The organism is Sulfitobacter pontiacus, assembly GCF_040790665.1.
GTDB lineage: Bacteria > Pseudomonadota > Alphaproteobacteria > Rhodobacterales > Rhodobacteraceae > Sulfitobacter > Sulfitobacter pontiacus.
In genome coordinates this window covers 140869-161078 of record NZ_CP160850.1, presented here as the reverse complement: position 1 = coordinate 161078, position 20210 = coordinate 140869, and the positions used below count along the sequence as shown (strand labels likewise).

The window sequence follows — 20210 nt, the reverse complement described above, 5'->3', positions numbered from 1 at the left end:
ATACTATGACCAAGATCACCACGACCCATCGTCGGCTTCGCATAATTCTTTGGACCACAGCAATCGCAGCTGTTGTTGTCGTTGCAGGTTTTGCGGTTATGCGCCCCGGCCATATCCCCTCGCATCAGGCCGTCTATCGCGGCGACGCAGATATTCGTTCCGAATTCGCGTTAATCGATCACGACGAGCAGGCCGTCACCCAAGACGATTATAAAGGTCGTTGGCAGCTTGTATTCTTCGGCTTTACCAATTGCCCGGACATCTGCCCAACCACTCTGGCCTATATGGGTAGCGTGCTGGACAAGCTTGGATCTGAAGCAAATCAGGTCGCCCCGCTGTTTGTGACCGTGGACCCAGAGCGCGACACACCTGAGGTTCTCAAGGACTATGTTGCAAATTTCCATCCGCAATTGACCGGGTTGACGGGCAGCACAGCGCAGGTTTCCGCGGCAGCGGATGCCTTCAAGGTCTACCATGAGAAACTCTCGAACGAGACCGCGCCGGACGGCTACATGATGGCCCATGCGGGTCACATTTACCTGATGGCCCCTGACGGTCGGTTTGATGCTGTATTTCTCGAAAGCGCGCAGCCGGTCGAAGAAATGGCTGAACAAATTTCTATGCGCATCGCGAAAGAGAAGAGAAACCATTGACACAGAATTTACTGTTACCACCCCGCTTCGGGTTGCGGGCTGCGCGCATTTGCGCCGCGATGCTGTTCACCGTAACGCCTGCCTTTGGGGACCACCCAGGGGAGAACCTGAACCAAGCGATGGTGGGCAAGGAGGCCGCGTTTGAACCCATTGCGGCGCGAGAGGTGCCAGAGGTGAAATGGACGGCACCAGATGGCGACACGGGCTCTCTGGACGCAATGAGGGGCAAGATCACGGTGCTTAGTTTTGCTCCTGATGCTTGCGGCAGCCCCTGTGACGCGCAGCAGGACCAACTCAGCAAAACGCTTGCCGCGCTCAATGCCAGTGCCATGCGCGAAATGGTCATCTTTGTCACCCTGCGCGATACGGCACCTGCGGTCCCGGCCGAGCAGAACTGGACAGCTGCGCAACTTTCCGACGTTGATCGCCTTGGTGACACGGTGAATGCCTTCGCCTCTGTGAGCGCCCGGAAAGATGGAGCCCCGATGGTGCATTTGCTCAACCGTGAGGGTGCGCAGGTTGGCATATTCCACGGGTCAGACTTTGAGCCGATAAACCTCGTTCTTTACATCAACGGGCTGACGCACCAGCGGCCCCATGCCGAACCCGGTTTTTGGCAACGCATAACGGGGTGGTTTCAATGACAAGCCAAAGTCTGGTCAGGCCACATTGGCTCACCACCCTGCGCCGTTTTGCCTTGCTAACGCTGCTGGGGCACCTTTTTTGGGAGGTTGCCCATATTCCGCTCTATACAATCTGGGTTGAGGGGACATGGGGCGATATCATCTTTGCCGTGGTCCATTGCACCGGAGGCGACCTGCTAATCGCCATGAGCAGCCTTCTGCTTGCGTTGTTCATCTTTAGCACAGGCGCATGGCCACGGGCGCGGGTCTATCCCGTATTCACCGCGATGATAGCGATCGGGTTTGGATACACGATTTTTAGCGAATGGCTCAATATCGAGGTCCGTGAGGCTTGGGCCTACCGCGAGATCATGCCAGTCATCCCGTTCATCGACGCAGGACTGACACCGATGTTGCAATGGCTCGTCGTGCCTTTCGCAGCTTACTTCGGTGCGCTCAGGCGCTTATCAAAGGGGAAGGAGGCGCCGGGTGCTTGATGTCTCCTCCCTCGGGGTGATTGCCGCTTTACTGGCCGGAACGATCTCCTTTGTCTCGCCCTGTGTCTTGCCACTGGTGCCGGGCTACGTCTCTTATATTGCCGGGCGCACTGGCGCCGCGGGCGCGGAGCGTAGTCGGAGCCAAGCGGTTTGGCTGAGCTTCTGCTTTGTGTTGGGGTTCTCAACGATCTTCATGGCGCTCGGTGCATCGGCCACAGCATTGGGGCAGGCGCTCTTGCGCTGGCGGTTCGAGCTGAACCTGATCGGGGGCGCGGTCGTGATCCTGTTTGGGTTGTTCATGCTGGGGGCCGCGCGCGTTCAAACAATGGAGCGTGACCTGCGGTTTAACCTCGACCTTCCCGGCGGGCAGCCGGTGGCGGCCTATGTCCTGGGCCTTGCCTTCGGCTTTGGTTGGACCCCCTGTATTGGACCGATCCTTGGTGCGATCCTGACAGCCAGTGCAGCAAGCGCCACGATATCAGAAGGCGTCTGGCTGTTAGGGATCTATTCGGCAGGTCTTGGCGTGCCGTTTTTGATCGTGGCCGCTTTTACCGATCAGGTTGCAACGCGCTTGCGGACGATTGGTGCGGTCGGGCGGCGTCTGCATCAAGTGGCGGGCGCGGTCATGGTCCTGATGGGGATCGGGATGATGACGGGTCAGCTTAGCGCCTTTTCTTGGTGGCTATTGGAAACATTCCCAATCCTGGGAGCAATCGGGTGAAACTATGTCGGAACCTTCCAGCGGAGGAGGTTGGTTGAGTCTGTATAACCTAGTTTCGGAGGGGCTCAGTAAGGAGAAAAGCGATGATGAACGGTGATATGATGGGCGGTGGCATGATGTTTGGCATGGGGGTCGGCTGGCTTCTGGTTATCGTGCTCTTGGTTTTGATGATTGCGGCGTTGGTGAAATATCTGCGCAAGTAAGACGGTAGGTGGGGCATGGAGACGTCCGATAAGCCAGTCATCGTCGTGACCGGATCAAGCGGCTATCTTGGTGCGGCGGTCGTTAAGCGGTTGCACGAAAATTACCGCGTTGTGGGGTTGGACCGCAGCTCGCCCCCGCATCCGCCCCATCAGGCTGAATGTGTTTGTTTCGACATCACTGACCAGGGCAGCGTCGACAAAGCCTTGGCGCGACTGCGGTTGGCCTACGGAGACCGTATCGCGGCCTGCGTCCATCTTGCGGCGTTTTTTGACCTGAGCGGAGAAGACGATCCGGCCTATGACGCGGTGACGGTAGAGGGGAGCAAGCGGCTGCTGAAAGGGCTGCAAGATTTTGAGTTAGAGCAGTTCATTTTCACCTCCACCATGCTGGCACATGCGCCCACCGTGCAAGGCGACAAGATAGACGAAGAAGCACCCTTCGACCCCAAGCTGCCCTACCGCGCCTCGAAAATCCGCACCGAGGCGATGTTGCGCGAGGAAAAGGGCGAGGAAAAACTTGTTCTCATGCGGCCTGCTGGCATCTACGATGATGACGGGCATTCGACCTTCTTGGCTCATCAAATATCCCGTATTTGCGAAAAGCGGCTGAGCGGTAAAGTTTATCCCGGTGACCTGTCCCGCGGACAGGCGTTTTTGCATCTCGACGATCTCCTCAATGCCATTGAACGCATCGTCGACCGCCGCCAGACCCTGCCGGAAGTCTTTCCCGTGTTGTTGGGCGAAGCTGAGCCAATCCCCTTTGGCGAATTGCAGCGGTTGATCGGACGCGAACTGCATGGCGAAGATTGGGTGACATGGAATATCCCGCCCGCCGCCGCGAAACTTGGGGCATGGGCCGAGAACCGCATTTTTGGCGAGGACGCCTTTATCCGTGCGTGGATGGTGGATATCTCCAGCGATCACTACGAGCTTGATCTGTCACAGGCTAAGGAGCATCTGGGATGGACCCCGAAGCACAGCCTGCGTCACGATATGCCCCTCATGCTGCAAAAGCTGAAAGACGATCCGTATCGCTGGTATAAGGACAACGGCTTGAACGCCGCACGGGTTTCTGCGGCCAAGGTGGAGCAGGCGGCAGAAAAGGCTGCAGCCGAGGAGAAAGACGAGGGTGCCGCCGGACAGCAAATTGCTGTGCGCGAGCACGACAAACATATGCGCATGATGCATTTCCAAATGCTTTGGGTGCATTGGCTGGTTGCGGCATTGGGCCTCTGGCTCGCCACCGCGCCCTCGGTGTTCGGAACATTTGACCAGACCGAATTCAGCGCCGCCGTGCAGCGCGTGACCGAAGATCGCGGGCTCTGGGCGGCTTCAATGCGCAGTTGGCTTACGGCGTGGAACAATGTCTTTACCGGTCTGGCCATCACCGCGCTGGCCTTCATCTCGATGAAACCCGGCAACGGTTGGGCGCAATGGGCGAACGCGGCGCTTGGGGTCTGGCTGCTTGCCGCGCCCTTGGTGTTCTGGACGCCTGACCCTGCGGTTTATGCCAATGACACCCTGATCGGCGCGCTGGTGATCGCGCTGACGATCCTGATCCCGATGATGCCCGGCATGTCGCGCGAGGGCATGATGGACGACGGGGACATTCCGCCGGGGTGGACCTATTGCCCCTCCACTTACGTCCAGCGGGTGCCAATTATCGCGCTCGGGGTGGTCGGTTTCCTGCTATCGCGCATTCTCTCGGCCTATCAATTGGGGCATGTCGATGGAATCTGGGAGCCGTTCTTTTCCTCTCCATCCAACCTCAACGGCAGCGAATATATTGTTACCTCAGATGTCTCCAAGGCTTGGCCCATCGCTGACGGTGGCTTGGGGGCGATGAGCTATATGTTCGAGATCCTTATGGGGGTTATGGGCAGCCGTATGCGCTGGCGCACGATGCCGTGGATGGTGGCGCTTTTTGGCATTGTCGTAGGTCCGCTGGGGGTGATCAGCATCTATTTTATTATCATCCAGCCCATCGCAATCGGAACCTATTGCACGATCTGTCTGCTGGCCGCCGCCGCGATGCTGATCATGATCCCGTTCTCTTTGGATGAAATCGTCGCGATGCTGCAGTTCATGGTCTGGAACACCCGCCGTGGGCGCCCCTTTTGGCGGGCGTTTTTCCGGGGCGATGCGCTGCCGGGCTCAAGCAAAGGCGGCACGATGAGTTTTGATGCGCACCCTCGCGAGATCGCCCGGCAAAGTGCGCGGGGGGTCACTGTGCCTTGGACCTTAGGGGTGAGCGCTGCCATCGGCCTGTTTTTGATGTTGTCGCGTGCGATTTTTGACAATGCCCTGCCGCTGGCGGGCAGTGATCACTTGGTTGGCGCATTGGTGCTGACGACCGCTGTCATCGCCTGGGCCGAAGTTGCGCGGCCGTTTCGGTTTTTGAACATTGGCTTTGGGCTGTGGCTGATCGTGGCACCTTGGGTTCTGGGAGGCGGCACCATCGCGGGCAGCCTGATCGGTGTGCTGTCGGGCGTCGCGCTGCTCGGGTTGACCCTGCCGCGTGGAAAGCGCAACGCGGAGCATTATGGCAGTTGGGACCGCTATATCGTTTGAAGTCGAAGTGTCCAGAATTCGCATGCGGTAACCGCGTCGAGTTTCTGGAGTGCGTGTTACGCCCAAAAATGAAGACTAACTCCCAAATAACTGCCTCTTGATAGCCCCGGTGCAACATATCGAGTTTGACCAACTCCGGTTTGGGCCGTCGCCTGCAAAGAATGCGAGGTTGCGACTGCGCATAGCTCCAAGCGTGACACGGTCACTAAGGGGCTCAGAGCAGCCTTGCGGCGATGCAGCGAAAGATCTCATGCAATACTGGGGTGGATGTTGGCTTCCTCTGCCTCGGCAAGTATAGGGCGCGTCTGCGGCGAAAGACCGGTTTCCGCCCATTCTGTGGAAAAACAGCGTGTTGCTTGCGCAGAAAGCTGCGCTTTGAAGAGCGCGCGAGCGTCTTTCCTATCAGGCTTTGCGCGTTTGCTGCGGTGCAGGAAAAATCTTAGCCAGTTTGCGGAGGTTTTGGGCGGTGGCGGCGAGGAGGAATTCGTCATTTGCACCGCATGGGCCACGTAATCGCAGTCGTCCCAGCCCGAGAATGCGTTTGAGGTGGGCAAAGAGCATTTCGACCTTTTTTCTGAGCTTCATCGCAATCTGATATTCTTCAGTATTGGCCAAATCTCTGGCAACCTGACGCGCGTCTTCGTGCTCCTCGCGGGTGATCTTGCGCGCCTCAGCGTTGGGGCAGCATTTTTGCTTGGAAGGGCAGACCTGGCAGACTTCTTTCAAGGCGCGATAGCGCGCGGTGCCCTTGCCCGTCGGCCCCCGGCTTGGATCAGAGTAATTCCGGCGGAACTGTTTGAGCGCGTGGCCCTCGGGGCAGATGTATTGGTCGTTCATCGCATCCCAGTCAAAATCTGTGCGTGTCCAGGTCCCATCTGGGCGTCCGGCCTTGTCGATCACAGGGATGTAAGGATCGATCTTGCGTTCCACGAGCCAGCCGAGCATGGGGCCTGAACCATAGGCTGTGTCGGCGATCATCCAGTCGGGGACCAGGCCGAACTTGGCTTTCACCCGTGTAAGCATGGTCTGGGTCGATCCAACCTCGGCTTGTCGGATCGAACGGGTGCCTTCAACGTCCAATATGACACCGTGATCCGTGTCTATCAGGTAGTTATCGGAATAGCTGAAGAATGCCGGACCCTTACGCGCCGCCGTCCATTGGCTGGCGGGATCAGAATGCGAGGTGAACTTGGGCTGCACCTCGCTGGCCGCGCCAAATGCAGCCTTATCCAGCGTGTCGAGATACTCGCGCACGGCGCGGGGCGCATCAGCCGGATCAATGTGCGCTGCGTCCCAGTCTTCCTTCGGCGTGGAGTTCTGCTTGTTCGCATCGGCTTCGATCAGGCTGGCGTCAATCGCCATTCGCTGGCCGCTGACCAGACCTTCGGCGATGCAGCGCGCGACAGTCGTCTCAAACAGGTGGCGCAGCAGTTCGCTGTCGCGAAAACGCCCATGCCGGTTCTTGGAAAACGTCGAGTGATCCGGGACCCGGTCGCTCAGATCGAGACGGCAGAACCAGCGATACGCGAGGTTCAGATGCACCTCTTCGCAGAAGCCGTCGCTCAGAGCGAATGCCGAAGCAATAGCCGACCAGCAACATCCGGATCAGCAGCTCGGGGTCGACCGACGGGCGGCCGGTATGGCTGTAGAAATCCGCAAGGTGGGCGCGGATGCTGCTCAGGTCAACGAACCGATCAATGGATCGAAGCAGGTGATCTTGGGGAACATGATCCTCCAGCGAGAACTCGTAGAACAGCGCCGGTTGCGCCTCCTGTCGTGGTCCCATCATCGCCAATACTCCCCCCGAATAAAGGAATTGAATCAGCAGTTCAGGCCGCGATTAAGGAAGAGTTTTTCAACAAAATACGCCCAAAGATGCGTCTCGGTGGCGACTAACAGACGGCGAGAATAAATGATGCTTACGGCACCATGGCGTATTAAAGTTAGTTTAGCAGTTCACTTCGATCGGCCAGTGCAGCAGCAACTTGTTCTGCGATCTCCACTTCTCGCGAACTGAAGGCCGGATCGCCACGCAAGTAATTGACCGTACCCAAAACCGATTGGTCACGAACAATCGGAACATTCAACACAGCATTGAGCCCGAGCCCAAGAATGGTTTCGTAATCCGAAAATGCCCATCTGATATCAGCGGCCCCGAAACCGAGGTTGATCTTTCGGTCGATCAGAACGTTTTTGCCCCATTCCGTATCCCGCTTTGGTTTGCGACCGCTGACGGGGTAGCTCTCGGGCAAGGTAGAGTGAAGGCGTTCCACCTCCATCGTTGTGGCGTGGAAGCGCATCGCGGTGAACAACTGATTGTCGAGAGCTTCACCGCAGAGGTCAAACGCCTCCTTCAGCGGTATGTTCTGATCGGCGATGCGTTTGCAAATGTCCGTTGTCATGGTTTCGCTCCAGTTTTGGCCGTGCCCGCGCGCCGCGGGTCGGCGACCGCGTCCACGCCGGCCCCGTCGCGCAGGGCGATGCAGATCCCGCCCGCCATCCAGGTTCGGGCGGGCCATTCTTCGAGATCATGTCCGCGTGCGCGTAAGTCCTTTATCTGCTCCAGTGGCAGATCCGCTTCGTATAGCACCTTGTTAGGATGGACGTCATGTGGCGCGAAGCTGCCGGGATAGGCATATGAAGCCACGCGGGGCGCCTCGACCGCCGCATGCGGAGCCTGTCCGTGGTCCAGCATGCCTAACAATACCTGCGCCATGGCCTGAACCTGTACGTCGCCGCCGGGCGTGCCCATGGCGAGCCAAGGTTTGCCATCCTTCAGTCCCAGAATAGGGTTCGGTGTGAGCCGCGGACGCTTGCCCGGTGCGAGAGCATTTAGGTGACCAGGGATCGCACGGCTCTGCGACCCGCGTGAGGAGACCGACAGCCCGGTGCCGGGGATCACCACGGTGTCATAGCTTGGATCGCTCGGGGTGGCGGAGAAGATGTTGCCGGCACCGTCGATGACGCTGACGTGAGATGTATCGGCGCAGCCTACCTCGAACACCGGGCGTTCGCCCGAAGCCGCAAGAGCCGGGGCCATAGGGGCAGGAAGCGGATCGGAGGTCTCTTGAATGCTGCGCAGCCGGTCTGCGATGAAGGCGGGGTCCAGCAGTGCCTCGGGGGCGATCTGCATGTAGCGAGGGTCGGTGACATGCGCTTCGCGGTCGGCGAACACTCGTTTCAGCACTTCGAGCAAGAAATGCAGTTTAATCTGTTCCTTGTCGCGGGTGGCGTCAGGGCCGGCCTGCTCTAGCATGGCAAGCGTCTGCGCCATTGAGATGCCCTGGCACCACGCGCCGCAGCAGTGGATTTGCGTGCCCCGGAATTCGACGGCGAAGGTAGGCTCTTCGCGGACCTCGTACGAGGAGAGGTCCTCGGCCCGCAGCAGGCCGCCGTCCTTGGCGTGAAAGGCAACGATCTTTTGCGCGATCGGGCCAGTGTAGAAAGCCGCACGGGCGGCGGCCAGGCCGGCGCGCCGATCTCCACCCTCGGCACGGGTGGCGCTTTCGGCGTCGATCAGCAGTTGCAAGGTTTTTGCAAGGTCAGTCTGAACGAAAAGCTCTCCGACCTTCGGCGGGCGGCCATCGGGGAGGAAGATCGCCGCCGTGGACGGAAAGCGCGCGTATTTTTCCACCCGCGATGCGATGAAATCGGCCAGCAGGGGATAGACGTCGAAACCATCGCGGGCGGCCTGCACCGCCTCTTGCGCGACATCGCCGAAACCGAAAGTGCCGTGGGTCGCCAGAACCTTGATCCAGCTTGCCGGGGCGGCGGGGACGACGGTGCGCAGCAGGCCCTCGGGCACGTGGTCACCGTGATCGCGCTGCATCTGCACCACGTCAGCGGCCTGCGGCCAGACCCCGACACCGTCATAGCTGGTCACATGCTCGCGCGCCGCGTCATAGAGGATTACCGGCGCGACCCCGGCAAAGGACACCAGATCGGGCTGCACAACGGCCAGCGCTATCCCGGCGGCCACCCCGGCATCCACGGCGTTGCCGCCTGCGCGCAGCACCCGCTCCGCAGCCCCGGTGGCGGTGGGGTGTCCGGTTGCCACTGCCCATTCTTCGCTCATCTCCACCCTCTCAACGCTGCAATATATTCCTGTGACAATTATTAACTACGTAGTTGACAAGTGCAATACCCCTCGTTCTATGATAGTTGTATGGAAATCTCGTCAGATAGACTGTCCCTCGAGACCTTGGTCACCGCATGGGAAGACACGGCTCCCGATGGCAAGGGTCGGCCCAAGTACCTGCGTCTGAGCGAGGCTTTTACCCGCTGCATTCAGGACGGGACCTTCGCGCCCGGCGGCCAGCTTCCCGGCGAGACCGAGATCGCCGCCGCGCTGCCCATCGGCCTGTCCACGGTGCAAAAGGGCCTGTCGCGGCTGGTCGAGCAGGGGCTGATCGTGCGCCACCGCAAGCGCGGCAGCTTCATCGCCGACGCACGTCATCAAGTGCCCGAGGTGCATGTCTACCGCTTCCGCGACCCCGAGACGGGGGATTGGAAGATGCCCTATACCCGGGTTGTCGATATCCAGCGTCTGCCCACCGCCGAATCCGGGCCGCTGCTCATCGGCTTCGAAGCCGAGCAGGTGATCCGCATCGACAGGTTGGTCTGGGTCACCGGATCGCAACCTGCCTTCGGCACTATGTACTTGCGGTTCGACCACGCCGAAGCGCTGCTGTCGCGCCCCTTAGAGGAGCTGCACGGGATTTCCTATCATCGCATGCTCTGGGAACAGTTCCAGATCCGAACCGCCAAAGTCCGCCACGAGGCGCGCGCCGATCTGCTGTCGCGACAGGCGTGCCAGCATCTCGACCTTGCCGCGCCTCATGTGGGGATGATCTGGGACGCCCATGAGCATGACGCTCAAGACAGGCTGCAACTGATCCAACGCTTCGAATTGCCCCGGGGCCACCGCCCAATGGAACTGGTGGAAAGCAAACCGGGCTTCTGACGACCCAAAAAAACAAACAACCCAATCAACAGTGGAGAGACCATGAAACGTATTCTGATGACCACCGCCGCTACCGCCCTGCTGGCCGCCGGGCCCGCGCTGGCCGAATGGAACCCTGACGGCCCGATCCGCCTGTGGATCGGCTATGGAGCCGGCGGCGGGACCGACGTGCAGGGCCGGACCCTTGCGAAGGAGATCGAGGCCAAGCGTGGCTGGCAGGTGATCCCCGAAAACAAGGCGGGCGACGACGGCACCGTGATGTCGGCGCAGCTCAAGGGAGAGGCACCCGACGGCCAGACCCTGGGCTTCGCGATCACCACGACCTATGATTTCGCGCCGATGAACAGCGATAACCTGTCGCCAGAGGATTTCACCTATATCACCACGACCGCAGGCTCGCAGATGGCGGTTCTGGCGCGCGCCGAAAGTGGCTGGAAGACGCTCGACGATCTCAAAGCCGCCGCCGCCAATGAACCCATCGTCTGGGCCAACTGGGGCACGCAGGTCGAGGCCGGAGCCGAAATCGTCGCCCGCGCGCTCGGGATCGACGTGAACCACCTGCGCATGAAGGGTGGCCGAGGCACGCTCAATGCGCTGGTGTCGATGGACGCCAACGTCGCCTGGGGTGGCGGTGTGCAGAAACCGCTGGTTGAGGCGGGCGAACTGGTGATCCTCTCCTCCGCCGAGACCGGTCCGGTCGCGCTTGCCCCGGAGATGCCGACGCTGATGGATCAGGGCATCGACCTGAACCTCGGCTACCAGTATATCATCACCGCCCCCGTGGGCATGCCTGACGAGATCCGCGACGAGATCGGCAGCGTAATCGCCGAGATCCTCGCCGACCCCGAGAGTGAGACACGTCAGTTCATCGAAAAGCAGTACCCACCTGCGCCGATCGTGACGCAGGGCGCGGAGCTGCGCGAGCAGATACTCTCGACCTATGAGGCCAACGTATCGATGATGAAGGCACTGGCCGAATGACGCGAGGTCCCGTGGACACCGATGAAGGCGCCCCCTCTGGGGGGTGCTGGAACCTCTGGCTGGGCGGGGGCACGCTGGCGCTTGTCGCGCTTTGCCTTCTGGTTTGGTTTCCGCGGGACATCAGCAGCGGATTCCTGAAAAAGAGCCTGACCGGCAATACCATTCCCGGTGACGCCTTCTTTCCCACGCTACTGGTTCTGCTGATGGTGCCGCTGGCGCTCTTGCTGATTGCGGGAGAGTTGCGGTCCAAAGGTCGCAAGGCGGGAGAGCCCGTTGGGCGCCTCGGTCTCGACAACCTTTTGTTTCTGACCCGCGCCGGTCTCGTCACCACTGCTTCGCTGGCGTTGATGACATGGGGCGGGCCGATGGTGGTATGGGCCAGCAACGCCGCGGGCTTCTCCGATTTCTCCGGCTACCGAGCGGCCTCGGGGCGGTTTCCCTACAATGTGGCCGGGTTCTTCCTCGGCGGTACGGCGCTAAGCGCCAGCTATATCTACATCACCCGCCGCAGCCTGCGAATGCGGGACATCGTGGTCTCCATGCTCTCGACCGCTTTTTTGATCCTGCTGTTTGCCGGGTTGCTCGACAACATCCAACTGCCGCCGAACGCCGACCTCTGAAGGACACCCCTTGGACCTATTGCTGCAATATCTCGCGCTCGGAATCACTTCCGTCTTCACAGCCGCCGATGGCGGCCTTTGGCTTTTGCCTACGGTCATGGTGCTGACCGGGGTGGTGATCGGCATTCTTGTTGGTGCCACCCCGGGCCTGTCTGGCCCCTTCGCCATGGCCATCGCGCTGCCGGTTCTGGTGTCGATCTTCGGCTACGGGAACGAGGCGCTCTATCCAGTGCTGGGCTGCCTCCTGGGGATCATGAAAGGCGCGACCGTGGGTGGCGCGGTGCCAGCGATCCTGTTCAACACCCCCGGCACGCCCGATGCCTTCCTGACTACGGTCGACGGCTATCCGCTGGCGCAAAAGGGACAGGGGCGCAGGGCGATCCAGACGGCTCACTTCGCCTCCGTCGTGGGGGACAACTTTTCCGACCTCGTGCTTTTCATCGCCGCCCCAGTGCTGGCGGTGGCGGTGGAGCGGGTACTGGACCTGCCCGAGAAATCGGCCCTGATTATCCTGTCGCTATGTTTCATGGCTGCCGTTGTCGGCAAGGCCCCGTTGAAGGGCTTGATAGGCGGCCTTCTGGGGATGTTCGTTTCACTCGTGGGGACAACGATGTCGGGCGACGGGCCGCGCATGACGCTTGGCATCCCCGAGCTTGGCGGCGGGCTGCCGCTAACCTCCTGCGTACTGGGCGTGCTGGTACTATCCGAAGTGCTGATCGCGGTCGAAGACATGCGCCGCGATCGGGCGGCGGCCAAGGGGCCGGTCTCCGCTCCCGAAATGGGGCCGCGGCTGAGCTGGGCCGAGCGTTGGCGGATGATGCCGGCGATCTTGCGCGGCGCCAGCATCGGCACGATGATCGGCGCGCTGCCGGGGATCGGCACCACTACCGCCGCGACCCTGTCGCATGACACGGCGCGGCGCCGCTCGAAATCTCCCGACACCTTCGGCAAAGGCGCGATCGAGGGCGTGGTGGCGACGGAATCGGCGAACTCGGCCGTTTCCGGCGCAAACCTCATTCCAGTAATGAGCCTTGGCATTCCTGGCAATTTCGCCGCCGTCTTCATTATCCTGGCGGTCGAGACAATTGGCGATTTCGCCTTTGGGCCGCAGGTCTTCCGGTTCACTCCGATTAAAGAGATCGAGGGTTTTGATACGATCATGAACCGCGATCTGGTCATGGCCTTCGGCCTCTTTACGATGATGGTGATCGCCAACTTCTGCAACTGGAGCGTCGGCAGTTTCCTGATGAGCCAGTTGGGCCGTCTCATTCGGATTCCGAAGGACGTGATGTTGCCGGTGATCCTGACCGTCTCGCTCACCGCGGCCTATGTGCAGGACGGCGGCTATGTCGGTCTGCTGAGTGCCTGCGTCTTTGCCTTGATTGGCTACGTGCTGCGGCGCCTCGGGATTTCGATCCTGCCTTTTGTCATCGGTTTCCTGCTGGCCCCGGCCCTCGAAGGGCTGATCCGCGGCAGCTTCACCGCCTCGGGCGGCGATCCGTGGTTTCTCCTGAAGTCGCCCATCGCGCTTGTGATGCTTGCGCTGTCCGTCTGGTTGCTGGTGCGAATGTTCCGGCAGAATCGCGCGTAGCTTGAAGTTCTTTAATAAGAAAATGCTCACATTCTGAGTTAGCTCAAGTGGCAAAACCTTATTGTTTCGTAGAGCGATGATGTAGTGTGGACTCACATTGAAGCGCAATTTCTGATTTGCAATGTTATTCCAATCGGTTCCTGATTTCCATCAGCCTGCTTTCAAAGACCTCAGCGGGCGTCCAGTAGTCTAGGCACTTGCGCGGCGTTGCGTTGAGGCGCTGGCAAATCGACTTCAAATATCGATATGTCAGAGCCGTCGGTGCGGTTGATCTGGGCAGGTACTTCCGCAGCCTGTTGTTCGTATTCTCAACAGTGCCTTTCTGATAGGGCGCTTGCGGGTCACAGAACATGGGGTAATCGCTCTGTCACTCCGCGTTTCGTCATGGCATCGAAATGTTTTTTCTCCGGTATGATCCAGAGCGTGATCCGAAAGGGTCTTGTTCGAAGCAACAGATGGAGATTGAGCATGGGCCAGTACATAGGGCTTGACGTTTCGTTGAAGGATACCGCGATCTCAATCCGAGAAGACGGCAAAAGAATATGGCGCGGGAAATGTCCCTCCGACCCGGGAATTATTGCGCAGGCGGTTCGGAAGCATGCGGACGACCCCCTGAGCGTCGTTTTCGAAACTGGCCCACTCGCCACTTGGTTCTTTCATGCCTTAACGGGGGAAGGACTCCGGGCGATCTGCATTGAGGCGCGGCATGCTCAGAAAATTCTGGGTGAGACGCTGAACAAGACCGATGCAAACGATGCTGAGGGATTGGCCAAACTTGCCGAAACCGGCTTCTATAAGGCTGTCAGGGTCAAGTCGTTCGAAGCGATGCTGATCCGGTCATTGGTTGCAGCCCGCACCCAACTCTTGGCCATCACGACACAATTGACCAATCAGATCCGTGGTTTGATGAAGACTTTCGGTCTTGTCGTGCCCAAGAGCAAAGGCCGGGTGTTCATAGAAAAGGTTAACGATCTACTGGACGGACACGTCGAGTTGAAAGGGATCATCTATCCGCTGCTTGAAGCTTGGCAAGCTGTCAGGGAGCGGGCGTCTACGCTCAGCCGCCAGCTCTTGTTGGCGGCGCGACAGTGCCAAAGCACGCGTTTGCTCATGACGATACCAGGCGTTGGGGCGATCACAGCAGTTTCCTATGTGGCCGCTATCGAAGACCCGAAGAACTTTCCGAAGTCCCGATCTGTCGGCGCATGGCTTGGCCTCACTACACGCCGATACCAATCGGGAGAGATGGATTTTAACGGCCACATCTCTCGAAGGGGGGATCAACGATTGCGTGGGCTCCTCTACGAGGCTGCGACCTCGTTGCTTACGAGGACACGAGCCGAAACGGTCAGTGATCTAAAAACCTGGGGGCTTCAATTGCGCGAACGCCTTGGCTTCAAGCGGGCGGCGGTCGCCGTTGCTCGCAAACTCGCCGTCATCATGCATTCCATGCTGAAGACCGGTCAAACCTTTATTCCAACGCGCGAGGAACTCGCCTAATGCATTGTCCCTCGCACACCGAGCTCAGCGCATCATAACTTGATGCGAGGAGGCGTCCCTGTCGTGGACGGAGGTCAGGCCAATCCGAAAGACGTGGCAGCAGCTATTACAGACTGCGTGCAAAACAATGGAAGGCTTCACCTGCGGAACCCAAAATGCGGCAGCCAAGTGCTGACCGCGGAGACAACCATGCCCCGGACACACGCATGACCTCGATAACATAAACGTGCTGAGAGCGAACTGAGCAAGAACCGGAGGCCGAAATGCTCTAAAGGCATTTCGATAGGCCGTGCTTTTGCATCAAGGCTTGACTGCGGCCTTGCGATTAGACAACCACGCATCTGCACCGATCCCGGCCTTGAGATGTCTCCATGCGGAGAATTCGGTGCCGCGGTCGAATGTGATCGACTGACGCGCATCGGCGGGCAGGGGAGCCAGGCCCCGGATCAGCGCCTCCATGATCGGTTTGGACTGGCGATCCTCGTTGCGCATGACGACAGCATACCGGCTCACCCGTTCGACCAGAGACGTCACGTTGACCTTTCCATGCTCCTTGCGGAACATCATCAGATCGCATTCCCAGTGGCCGAACTCGGCACGCTCTGAGATGCTCTCAGGCCTGTAGGGCAGGCTCTGCGTGTCGAAGATGTGGGTCCGGTTGTGCCTGCGGTAACCACGCGGCCTGCGGCGTCTGCGATGTTCGGGAAGATGGCGATAAAACTGTTCATCGCGACCATCTTTGGAATAGGCGAACCAATAGATCGTCTCGTGACTGATCCGGATCGGATAGCGCTCCAACCGCATGCGGCCCGCAATCTGTTCGGATGACCAGCCAGCCTTCAATCGGCCTTCAATGGCTTCCTTCAGTTCAGGGTAAACGATCATCTTGCGATGGATCGCGCGGCGCGCCTCGTATTTGTCCTGAGCGACAAGCGCGTGGTATCCATCCAGTTCCGGTATCTCTTTGTCAGTGTAACGATTGCGCTTAATGTCTCGGTAGATCGTGGAGGGATCGCGGCCCAGGCGATCCGCAATCTCTGAAATCGGCATTTTGGCTTCCAGCCACTTTGCAAGCTTGCGTCGTTCGTTCAGCTTCAGGTGACAGTAGTGGGTTCCCATTCTTTATACGCCATGCAACTCTCTGTATTCGTACAGAATTTGCACTTCGTTTGTGAATCCACCCCAGGTAGCGCCCGCCACACCTATAATTAGGATTATGTTTATAATGTAGCCTTGGACGCCTAGATCGTACTAAATATGCTTCGACGAAAGACCATCGGGATTTGAGGTAGATATACGTCTCAGGATAACTGAGTTACCTCCGCCTCGGTCCAGGCAGCTACCTTTCTGGTATGACAGTTGCCAATGTCTCATATCAAGCGGTTTCGAGGCCTACGTCACTCAAGGACCAAGAAGGTGACTTCGGGTCGTTACTTTGCTTGATGAATAGCAAATAAGTGTATATTTCTGTTTTGATTACGCCAGTTTAGGACGAGTCGAGATGGTTTGCGAAGTAGCCTCAGCCGCGGTCAAAAATGTTCTCCAATATCCATTTGCAGGAGATGCCCCACTCATCGGCGATGGCTCTACTGTTGAGGTGAACGATAACCTGCTTTGGGCACGTATGCCGGTTGGTGGTGGTCTGCTGTCGGTCAACATCTGGCTGTTCAGACATGATGGGGCGTGGGATATCATCGATACGGGCATCGACTCTCCGGAAACCGTTGCGGCTTGGGAAAAAATCTTTAGCTCCACCATTCAGAGACACGCCGTGGGCCGTTTGGTTCTGACCCATGGACACCCTGACCACGGGGGGGTGGCCGGGTGGATTAGTAAGCTTTGTGATGCGCCGGTGCTGATCACTTCGGAGGAAGAGAAAGAGCTGGTTGCATTGGCCAAGGGCATGTCGCCGGAGCGTGATGCGCGCCAGGCGGCATTCTTTCGCGCGGCTGGCGGTAGTGATGCTTTGATCGAGGCAAATATGGATCTTCAACGATCCTATAGCGGGCTTGTCTGCACTCCGCCGGAGACGTTTGAACGGATTGCAGCAGGTGACATTCTGACGTTGGGAGGAGACGATTGGCGGGTCGTCATAGGCTCCGGCCATTCGCCAGAACACGCCTGTCTTTATAATGAAAAACGAAAACTGTTCATCGCAGGCGATCAGGTGTTGCCGAAGATCACGCCCAACGTATCGGTTCGCGCGCGTAATCCCGAAGCGGACCCGATGACCAATTGGCTCGGTAGTCTGGCGCGCATCAAGTCTGAGATCCCGGATGACGTGTTGGTGCTGCCATCGCATGGCGATCCATATCGCGGGTTGCATGCACGCATCGACACGCTGATCGAAGGCCATGAACAAGACCTGAAAAATGCGCTCGCGGAGATCCGGGAGCCCAAGCGGGTCGTTGACCTGTTCACCGTTCTCTTTAACCGCGAAGTGACTGAAAGCATTTACGGTCTTGCCGCTGGCGAGGCATTGGCCAATCTGCACTGCCTACGTACGCGCGGTCAGGCCACGCGCGACATCGATGCAGAGGGTGTCGCGTGGTGGCGTGCGATTTGAAATCGCCCGCCACCTCACGTGCTTCATGCGTTCTATTTTATCAGGACATGCGCGTAGCAAACGGGGACTATCCTGAATTTTGTGCGCTGACGTGGTAACTGCTCACAGAGGAGACCCACGTATGAGCATCGACAAAGACTTGCTAGACCGTCTGATGGAAGGGCGTTCACCCGGTGACCTGTTTGGCAAGAACGGCATCCTGGCGGAGCTGACCAAGGCGCTGGCGGAACGCGCGCTGAGCACAGAGATGGATGTCCATCTCGATGAAGAGCGCGCAGATGATGCGTCTGAGGGCCAGAACCAGCCGCCCAATCGGCGCAATGGCAGCAGCCAGAAGACCGTGACCATGGACAGCGGCAAGGTGGTTCTGGACATTCCCCGCGACCGGAACGGCACCTTCGATCCGATGCTGATCGCGAAGTATCAGCGGCGCTTTCCTGAATTCGACCGCAAGATTGTCAGCATGTATGCCCGGGGAATGACGACCCGAGAGATCCAGGGGCATATCGAGGAAATCTACGGCGTCGAGGCCTCGCCCAGCCTGATTTCCGCGATCACCGACGCGGTCATGGAGGAGGTCACCGCCTGGCAGAACCGCCCGCTGGATCCCTGCTATCCGATCGTCTTCATGGACGCGATCCGGGTCAATATCCGCAGCGACGGGGCGGTCTCGAACAAGGCGGTCTTCGTGGCCCTCGCGGTGCTGCCGGATGGCACGCGGGACGTTCTGGGCCTGTGGTTTCAGGCCAATGAGGGCGCGAAGTTCTGGGCCAAAGTGCTCAGCGACCTGCGCAACAGGGGCGTCCAGGACATCCTCATCGCCGTCGTGGACGGGCTGAAGGGCTTTCCCCAGGCCATCGAGGCCGCATTCCCCCAGACTCGGATCCAGACCTGCATCGTCCATCTGCTGCGCCATTCCATGAACTTCGCCAGCTACAAGGACCGCAAGGCCGTCGCCGCCGCCCTCAAGGCGATCTACACGGCCGTGGACGTCGAGGCGGCAGAACTGGCTCTGGCTGAGTTCGAGGACAGCGATCTGGCAAGGCAGTATCCGGCGATCGCGCCGAGCTGGCGCCGGGCCTGGAACGAGGTCATCCCGTTCCTCGATTACCCGCCCGAGGTCCGCAGGCTGATCTACACCACGAATTCCATTGAGGCCTTGAACTCGAAAATTCGCCGTGCCGTCAGAACCCGAGGTCATTTCCCAAGCGACGACGCTGCGGCGAAATTGATCTATCTGGCGCTCAATGCTACATCGACCGAGTGGAAGCGTTCGGTCCGCGAATGGCACGCTGTCAGATCTCAGCTTGCCATCATGTTCGAAGACCGCTTCCCGATGGCGTAAGAAAACGCGTCACGCACAAAATTCTGCACAGTCTCCGGGAAGCAGTCCGGTTCTAGGTCACTCGCTTTAGTCCACATTTCGCAAATTGCGGCCGGCGCGTTCGTCCTCGACATTTTCGTGCAAACGCCACGAAACGCTACAGCAGCCAAGCGATTTCTTCAAAGGCTGATCAATCAGTTCGGCGAGCCGAGGGTCATGATCACCGACAAGCTGTGCAACTGTGTCAAGCCGATCAAAACATTGGCACCGGAGGCTGACCACCGCGCCCACGAGGGATGGGACAACACCATCGACGGATCACACAGGCCGACCCGCAAGCGAAAGAAGATATTCGGCCGGTTTAAGTCAAATCGGCAGACTCAGAGGTTGCTATCCGCTCACGATCAGACCAACCTGATTTTCCGTCCCGCCGATTTCAACGCGCCGCAAACTCATATCGCCATGCCCGAGATGACGCGTTCAGCCTTTGGGCAGAATACATCATCGAAGTGGTGGCTTAATTTACAGACCAGCAACACCCTACGACACGCGGCCAACAACTTGGCAATGCCGAAACAGCAAACGGGTATGATCATGTCTCTTTACACGAAATCTTTCACCATATGGCTTCTGGCCACTCATTCTGCCTTGGCGCATGAATTTTGGATTGAACCTCGGGCCTACACTTTCCCGTCGCAGGCGACGATTGAGGCGGATCTATTGGTCGGATCCGAGTTTGTCGGGCAGGATTATATCTTCATTCCGAAGGGATACAGCTCGGCCCTGTTTTCCAGAGGTGACGTTGAAACAGAGCTGGCGTTTACCGGACAAGATAACCCGTCGTTGAGCCTCCAGTCGGGCGAAAACGGGCTGCACGCTATTGTACTTGTTTCAAATGCAAGCACCCTAAAGCATGACACGCTGGCCGACTTTCGTGAATTTGCTGAAACCGTAGGGCGTGGTGCCGAAGTATTTAGCACCCGGCCGGGTCAGCCCATCAGAGAAGCCTATTTCCGTTATGCGAAAACCTTGGTGGGGGTGGGCGACAAAAGCGGGCAGGATCGTGCATATGGCGCAATTTACGAGTGGGTAGCGCTGGATAATCCTTATGTTACTTTGGACGGGCCGGTCCGCTTTCAGCTGCTCTTGAATGGTGAAGCAAACGCCAATCAACCGGTTCAGGTATTTGCGCGGCCTGTTGGGTCCGAAGCCGAGACAGGACCGCAGCATATGATGACGGATGCGAATGGCATATTGACGCTTTCGGATGACATTCGTGGAGAGATCATGATCAACAGCGTAAAATTGCTGCCGGTAAAGCATAATGATTTTGATTGGGTGAGCTATTGGGCGTCGCTGACTTTTGAACGGTAGCAGCGTCTTGGGGGCGCGTGCCA

15 protein-coding genes and 4 pseudogenes are annotated in these 20210 nt (G+C 58.8%); 14 read left to right on the top strand and 5 right to left on the bottom strand.

Translation table 11 applies throughout. From position 1 onward, the window contains the following. The first annotated feature begins 5 nt into the window (after positions 1 to 5). The 5 genes from AB1495_RS15660 to AB1495_RS15640 all read left to right on the top strand — a co-directional run bounded on the left by AB1495_RS15660 (position 6) and on the right by AB1495_RS15640 (position 5268). On the top strand, positions 6 to 653 hold the full coding sequence (locus tag AB1495_RS15660; RefSeq protein WP_005848473.1) for an SCO family protein: 648 nt from the start codon (positions 6 to 8) through the stop codon (positions 651 to 653). Next, positions 650 to 1297 (top strand): hypothetical protein, encoded by a 648-nt coding sequence (locus AB1495_RS15655; protein ID WP_244269072.1) that lies wholly within the window; start codon positions 650 to 652, stop codon positions 1295 to 1297. Before AB1495_RS15660 ends, AB1495_RS15655 begins: the two co-directional genes overlap by 4 nt. Beyond that, positions 1294 to 1773 carry a hypothetical protein gene (locus tag AB1495_RS15650; RefSeq protein WP_074637741.1) on the top strand — a complete coding sequence of 160 codons (480 nt, stop codon included), beginning with the start codon at positions 1294 to 1296 and terminating at the stop codon, positions 1771 to 1773. Before AB1495_RS15655 ends, AB1495_RS15650 begins: the two co-directional genes overlap by 4 nt. Continuing rightward, the gene (locus AB1495_RS15645) at positions 1766 to 2494 is read left to right on the top strand and encodes a cytochrome c biogenesis CcdA family protein (RefSeq protein WP_005848477.1); all 729 of its coding nucleotides are present in this window, start codon (positions 1766 to 1768) and stop codon (positions 2492 to 2494) included. The genes AB1495_RS15650 and AB1495_RS15645 overlap by 8 nt, the downstream gene beginning before the upstream one ends. Positions 2495 to 2712: 218 nt before the next feature. After that, positions 2713 to 5268 (top strand): NAD-dependent epimerase/dehydratase family protein, encoded by a 2556-nt coding sequence (locus AB1495_RS15640; protein ID WP_074637743.1) that lies wholly within the window; start codon positions 2713 to 2715, stop codon positions 5266 to 5268. A gap of 402 nt (positions 5269 to 5670) precedes the next feature. On the opposite strand, the pseudogene AB1495_RS15635 reads toward AB1495_RS15640, so the two are convergent. The 3 genes and pseudogenes from AB1495_RS15635 to AB1495_RS15625 form a co-directional block, all read right to left on the bottom strand. Further along, a pseudogene (locus AB1495_RS15635) lies at positions 5671 to 7057 on the bottom strand (IS1182 family transposase). Between the two features lie 154 nt (positions 7058 to 7211). Then, positions 7212 to 7670 carry a GAF domain-containing protein gene (locus AB1495_RS15630; RefSeq protein WP_005848481.1) on the bottom strand — a complete coding sequence of 153 codons (459 nt, stop codon included), beginning with the start codon at positions 7668 to 7670 and terminating at the stop codon, positions 7212 to 7214. Next, the gene (locus tag AB1495_RS15625) at positions 7667 to 9343 is read right to left on the bottom strand and encodes a gamma-glutamyltransferase family protein (RefSeq protein ID WP_074637748.1); all 1677 of its coding nucleotides are present in this window, start codon (positions 9341 to 9343) and stop codon (positions 7667 to 7669) included. Before AB1495_RS15625 ends, AB1495_RS15630 begins: the two co-directional genes overlap by 4 nt. A 90-nt stretch (positions 9344 to 9433) precedes the next feature. Here AB1495_RS15625 and AB1495_RS15620 point away from each other — a divergent pair, with 90 nt between their 5' ends. Genes AB1495_RS15620 through AB1495_RS15605 form a run of 4 tightly spaced genes read left to right on the top strand, consistent with a single transcriptional unit; the run spans position 9434 to position 13423 of the window. Continuing rightward, positions 9434 to 10231 (top strand): GntR family transcriptional regulator, encoded by a 798-nt coding sequence (locus AB1495_RS15620; RefSeq protein WP_074637749.1) that lies wholly within the window; start codon positions 9434 to 9436, stop codon positions 10229 to 10231. A 42-nt stretch (positions 10232 to 10273) separates the two neighbouring features. Beyond that, positions 10274 to 11212 carry a tripartite tricarboxylate transporter substrate binding protein gene (locus AB1495_RS15615; protein ID WP_074637751.1) on the top strand — a complete coding sequence of 313 codons (939 nt, stop codon included), beginning with the start codon at positions 10274 to 10276 and terminating at the stop codon, positions 11210 to 11212. Between the two features lie 11 nt (positions 11213 to 11223). Further along, a complete protein-coding gene (locus tag AB1495_RS15610; protein ID WP_367581977.1) occupies positions 11224 to 11832 on the top strand; it encodes a hypothetical protein in 609 nt (202 codons plus the stop codon). 10 nt (positions 11833 to 11842) lie between these two features. After that, the gene (locus AB1495_RS15605; RefSeq protein WP_074637755.1) at positions 11843 to 13423 is read left to right on the top strand and encodes a tripartite tricarboxylate transporter permease; all 1581 of its coding nucleotides are present in this window, start codon (positions 11843 to 11845) and stop codon (positions 13421 to 13423) included. Between the two features lie 124 nt (positions 13424 to 13547). Here AB1495_RS15605 and AB1495_RS15600 read toward each other — a convergent pair. Beyond that, positions 13548 to 13778 (bottom strand): annotated as a pseudogene (locus AB1495_RS15600) (transposase); the annotation flags it as partial. Positions 13779 to 13891: 113 nt separating this feature from the next. On the opposite strand from AB1495_RS15600, the gene AB1495_RS15595 reads away from it, so the two are divergent. Beyond that, on the top strand, positions 13892 to 14923 hold the full coding sequence (locus AB1495_RS15595; protein WP_074637878.1) for an IS110 family transposase: 1032 nt from the start codon (positions 13892 to 13894) through the stop codon (positions 14921 to 14923). A 333-nt stretch (positions 14924 to 15256) separates the two neighbouring features. On the opposite strand, the pseudogene AB1495_RS15590 reads toward AB1495_RS15595, so the two are convergent. Next, positions 15257 to 16042, bottom strand: a pseudogene (locus AB1495_RS15590) (IS30 family transposase); the annotation flags it as partial. Between the two features lie 382 nt (positions 16043 to 16424). Between AB1495_RS15590 and AB1495_RS15585 the strand changes: the two are divergent. From AB1495_RS15585 to AB1495_RS15570, 4 genes and pseudogenes are all read left to right on the top strand, one after another. Further along, positions 16425 to 17489 carry an MBL fold metallo-hydrolase gene (locus tag AB1495_RS15585; RefSeq protein WP_074637876.1) on the top strand — a complete coding sequence of 355 codons (1065 nt, stop codon included), beginning with the start codon at positions 16425 to 16427 and terminating at the stop codon, positions 17487 to 17489. Positions 17490 to 17610: 121 nt separating this feature from the next. Beyond that, positions 17611 to 18834, top strand: coding sequence for an IS256 family transposase (locus tag AB1495_RS15580; protein ID WP_367581983.1), 1224 nt, complete (start codon positions 17611 to 17613; stop codon positions 18832 to 18834). A gap of 20 nt (positions 18835 to 18854) precedes the next feature. Continuing rightward, positions 18855 to 19334 (top strand): annotated as a pseudogene (locus AB1495_RS15575) (DDE-type integrase/transposase/recombinase); the annotation flags it as partial. Continuing rightward, positions 19276 to 20187 (top strand): DUF4198 domain-containing protein, encoded by a 912-nt coding sequence (locus tag AB1495_RS15570; protein WP_367581982.1) that lies wholly within the window; start codon positions 19276 to 19278, stop codon positions 20185 to 20187. The pseudogene AB1495_RS15575 and the gene AB1495_RS15570, both read left to right, overlap by 59 nt. Positions 20188 to 20210: the final 23 nt, after the last annotated feature.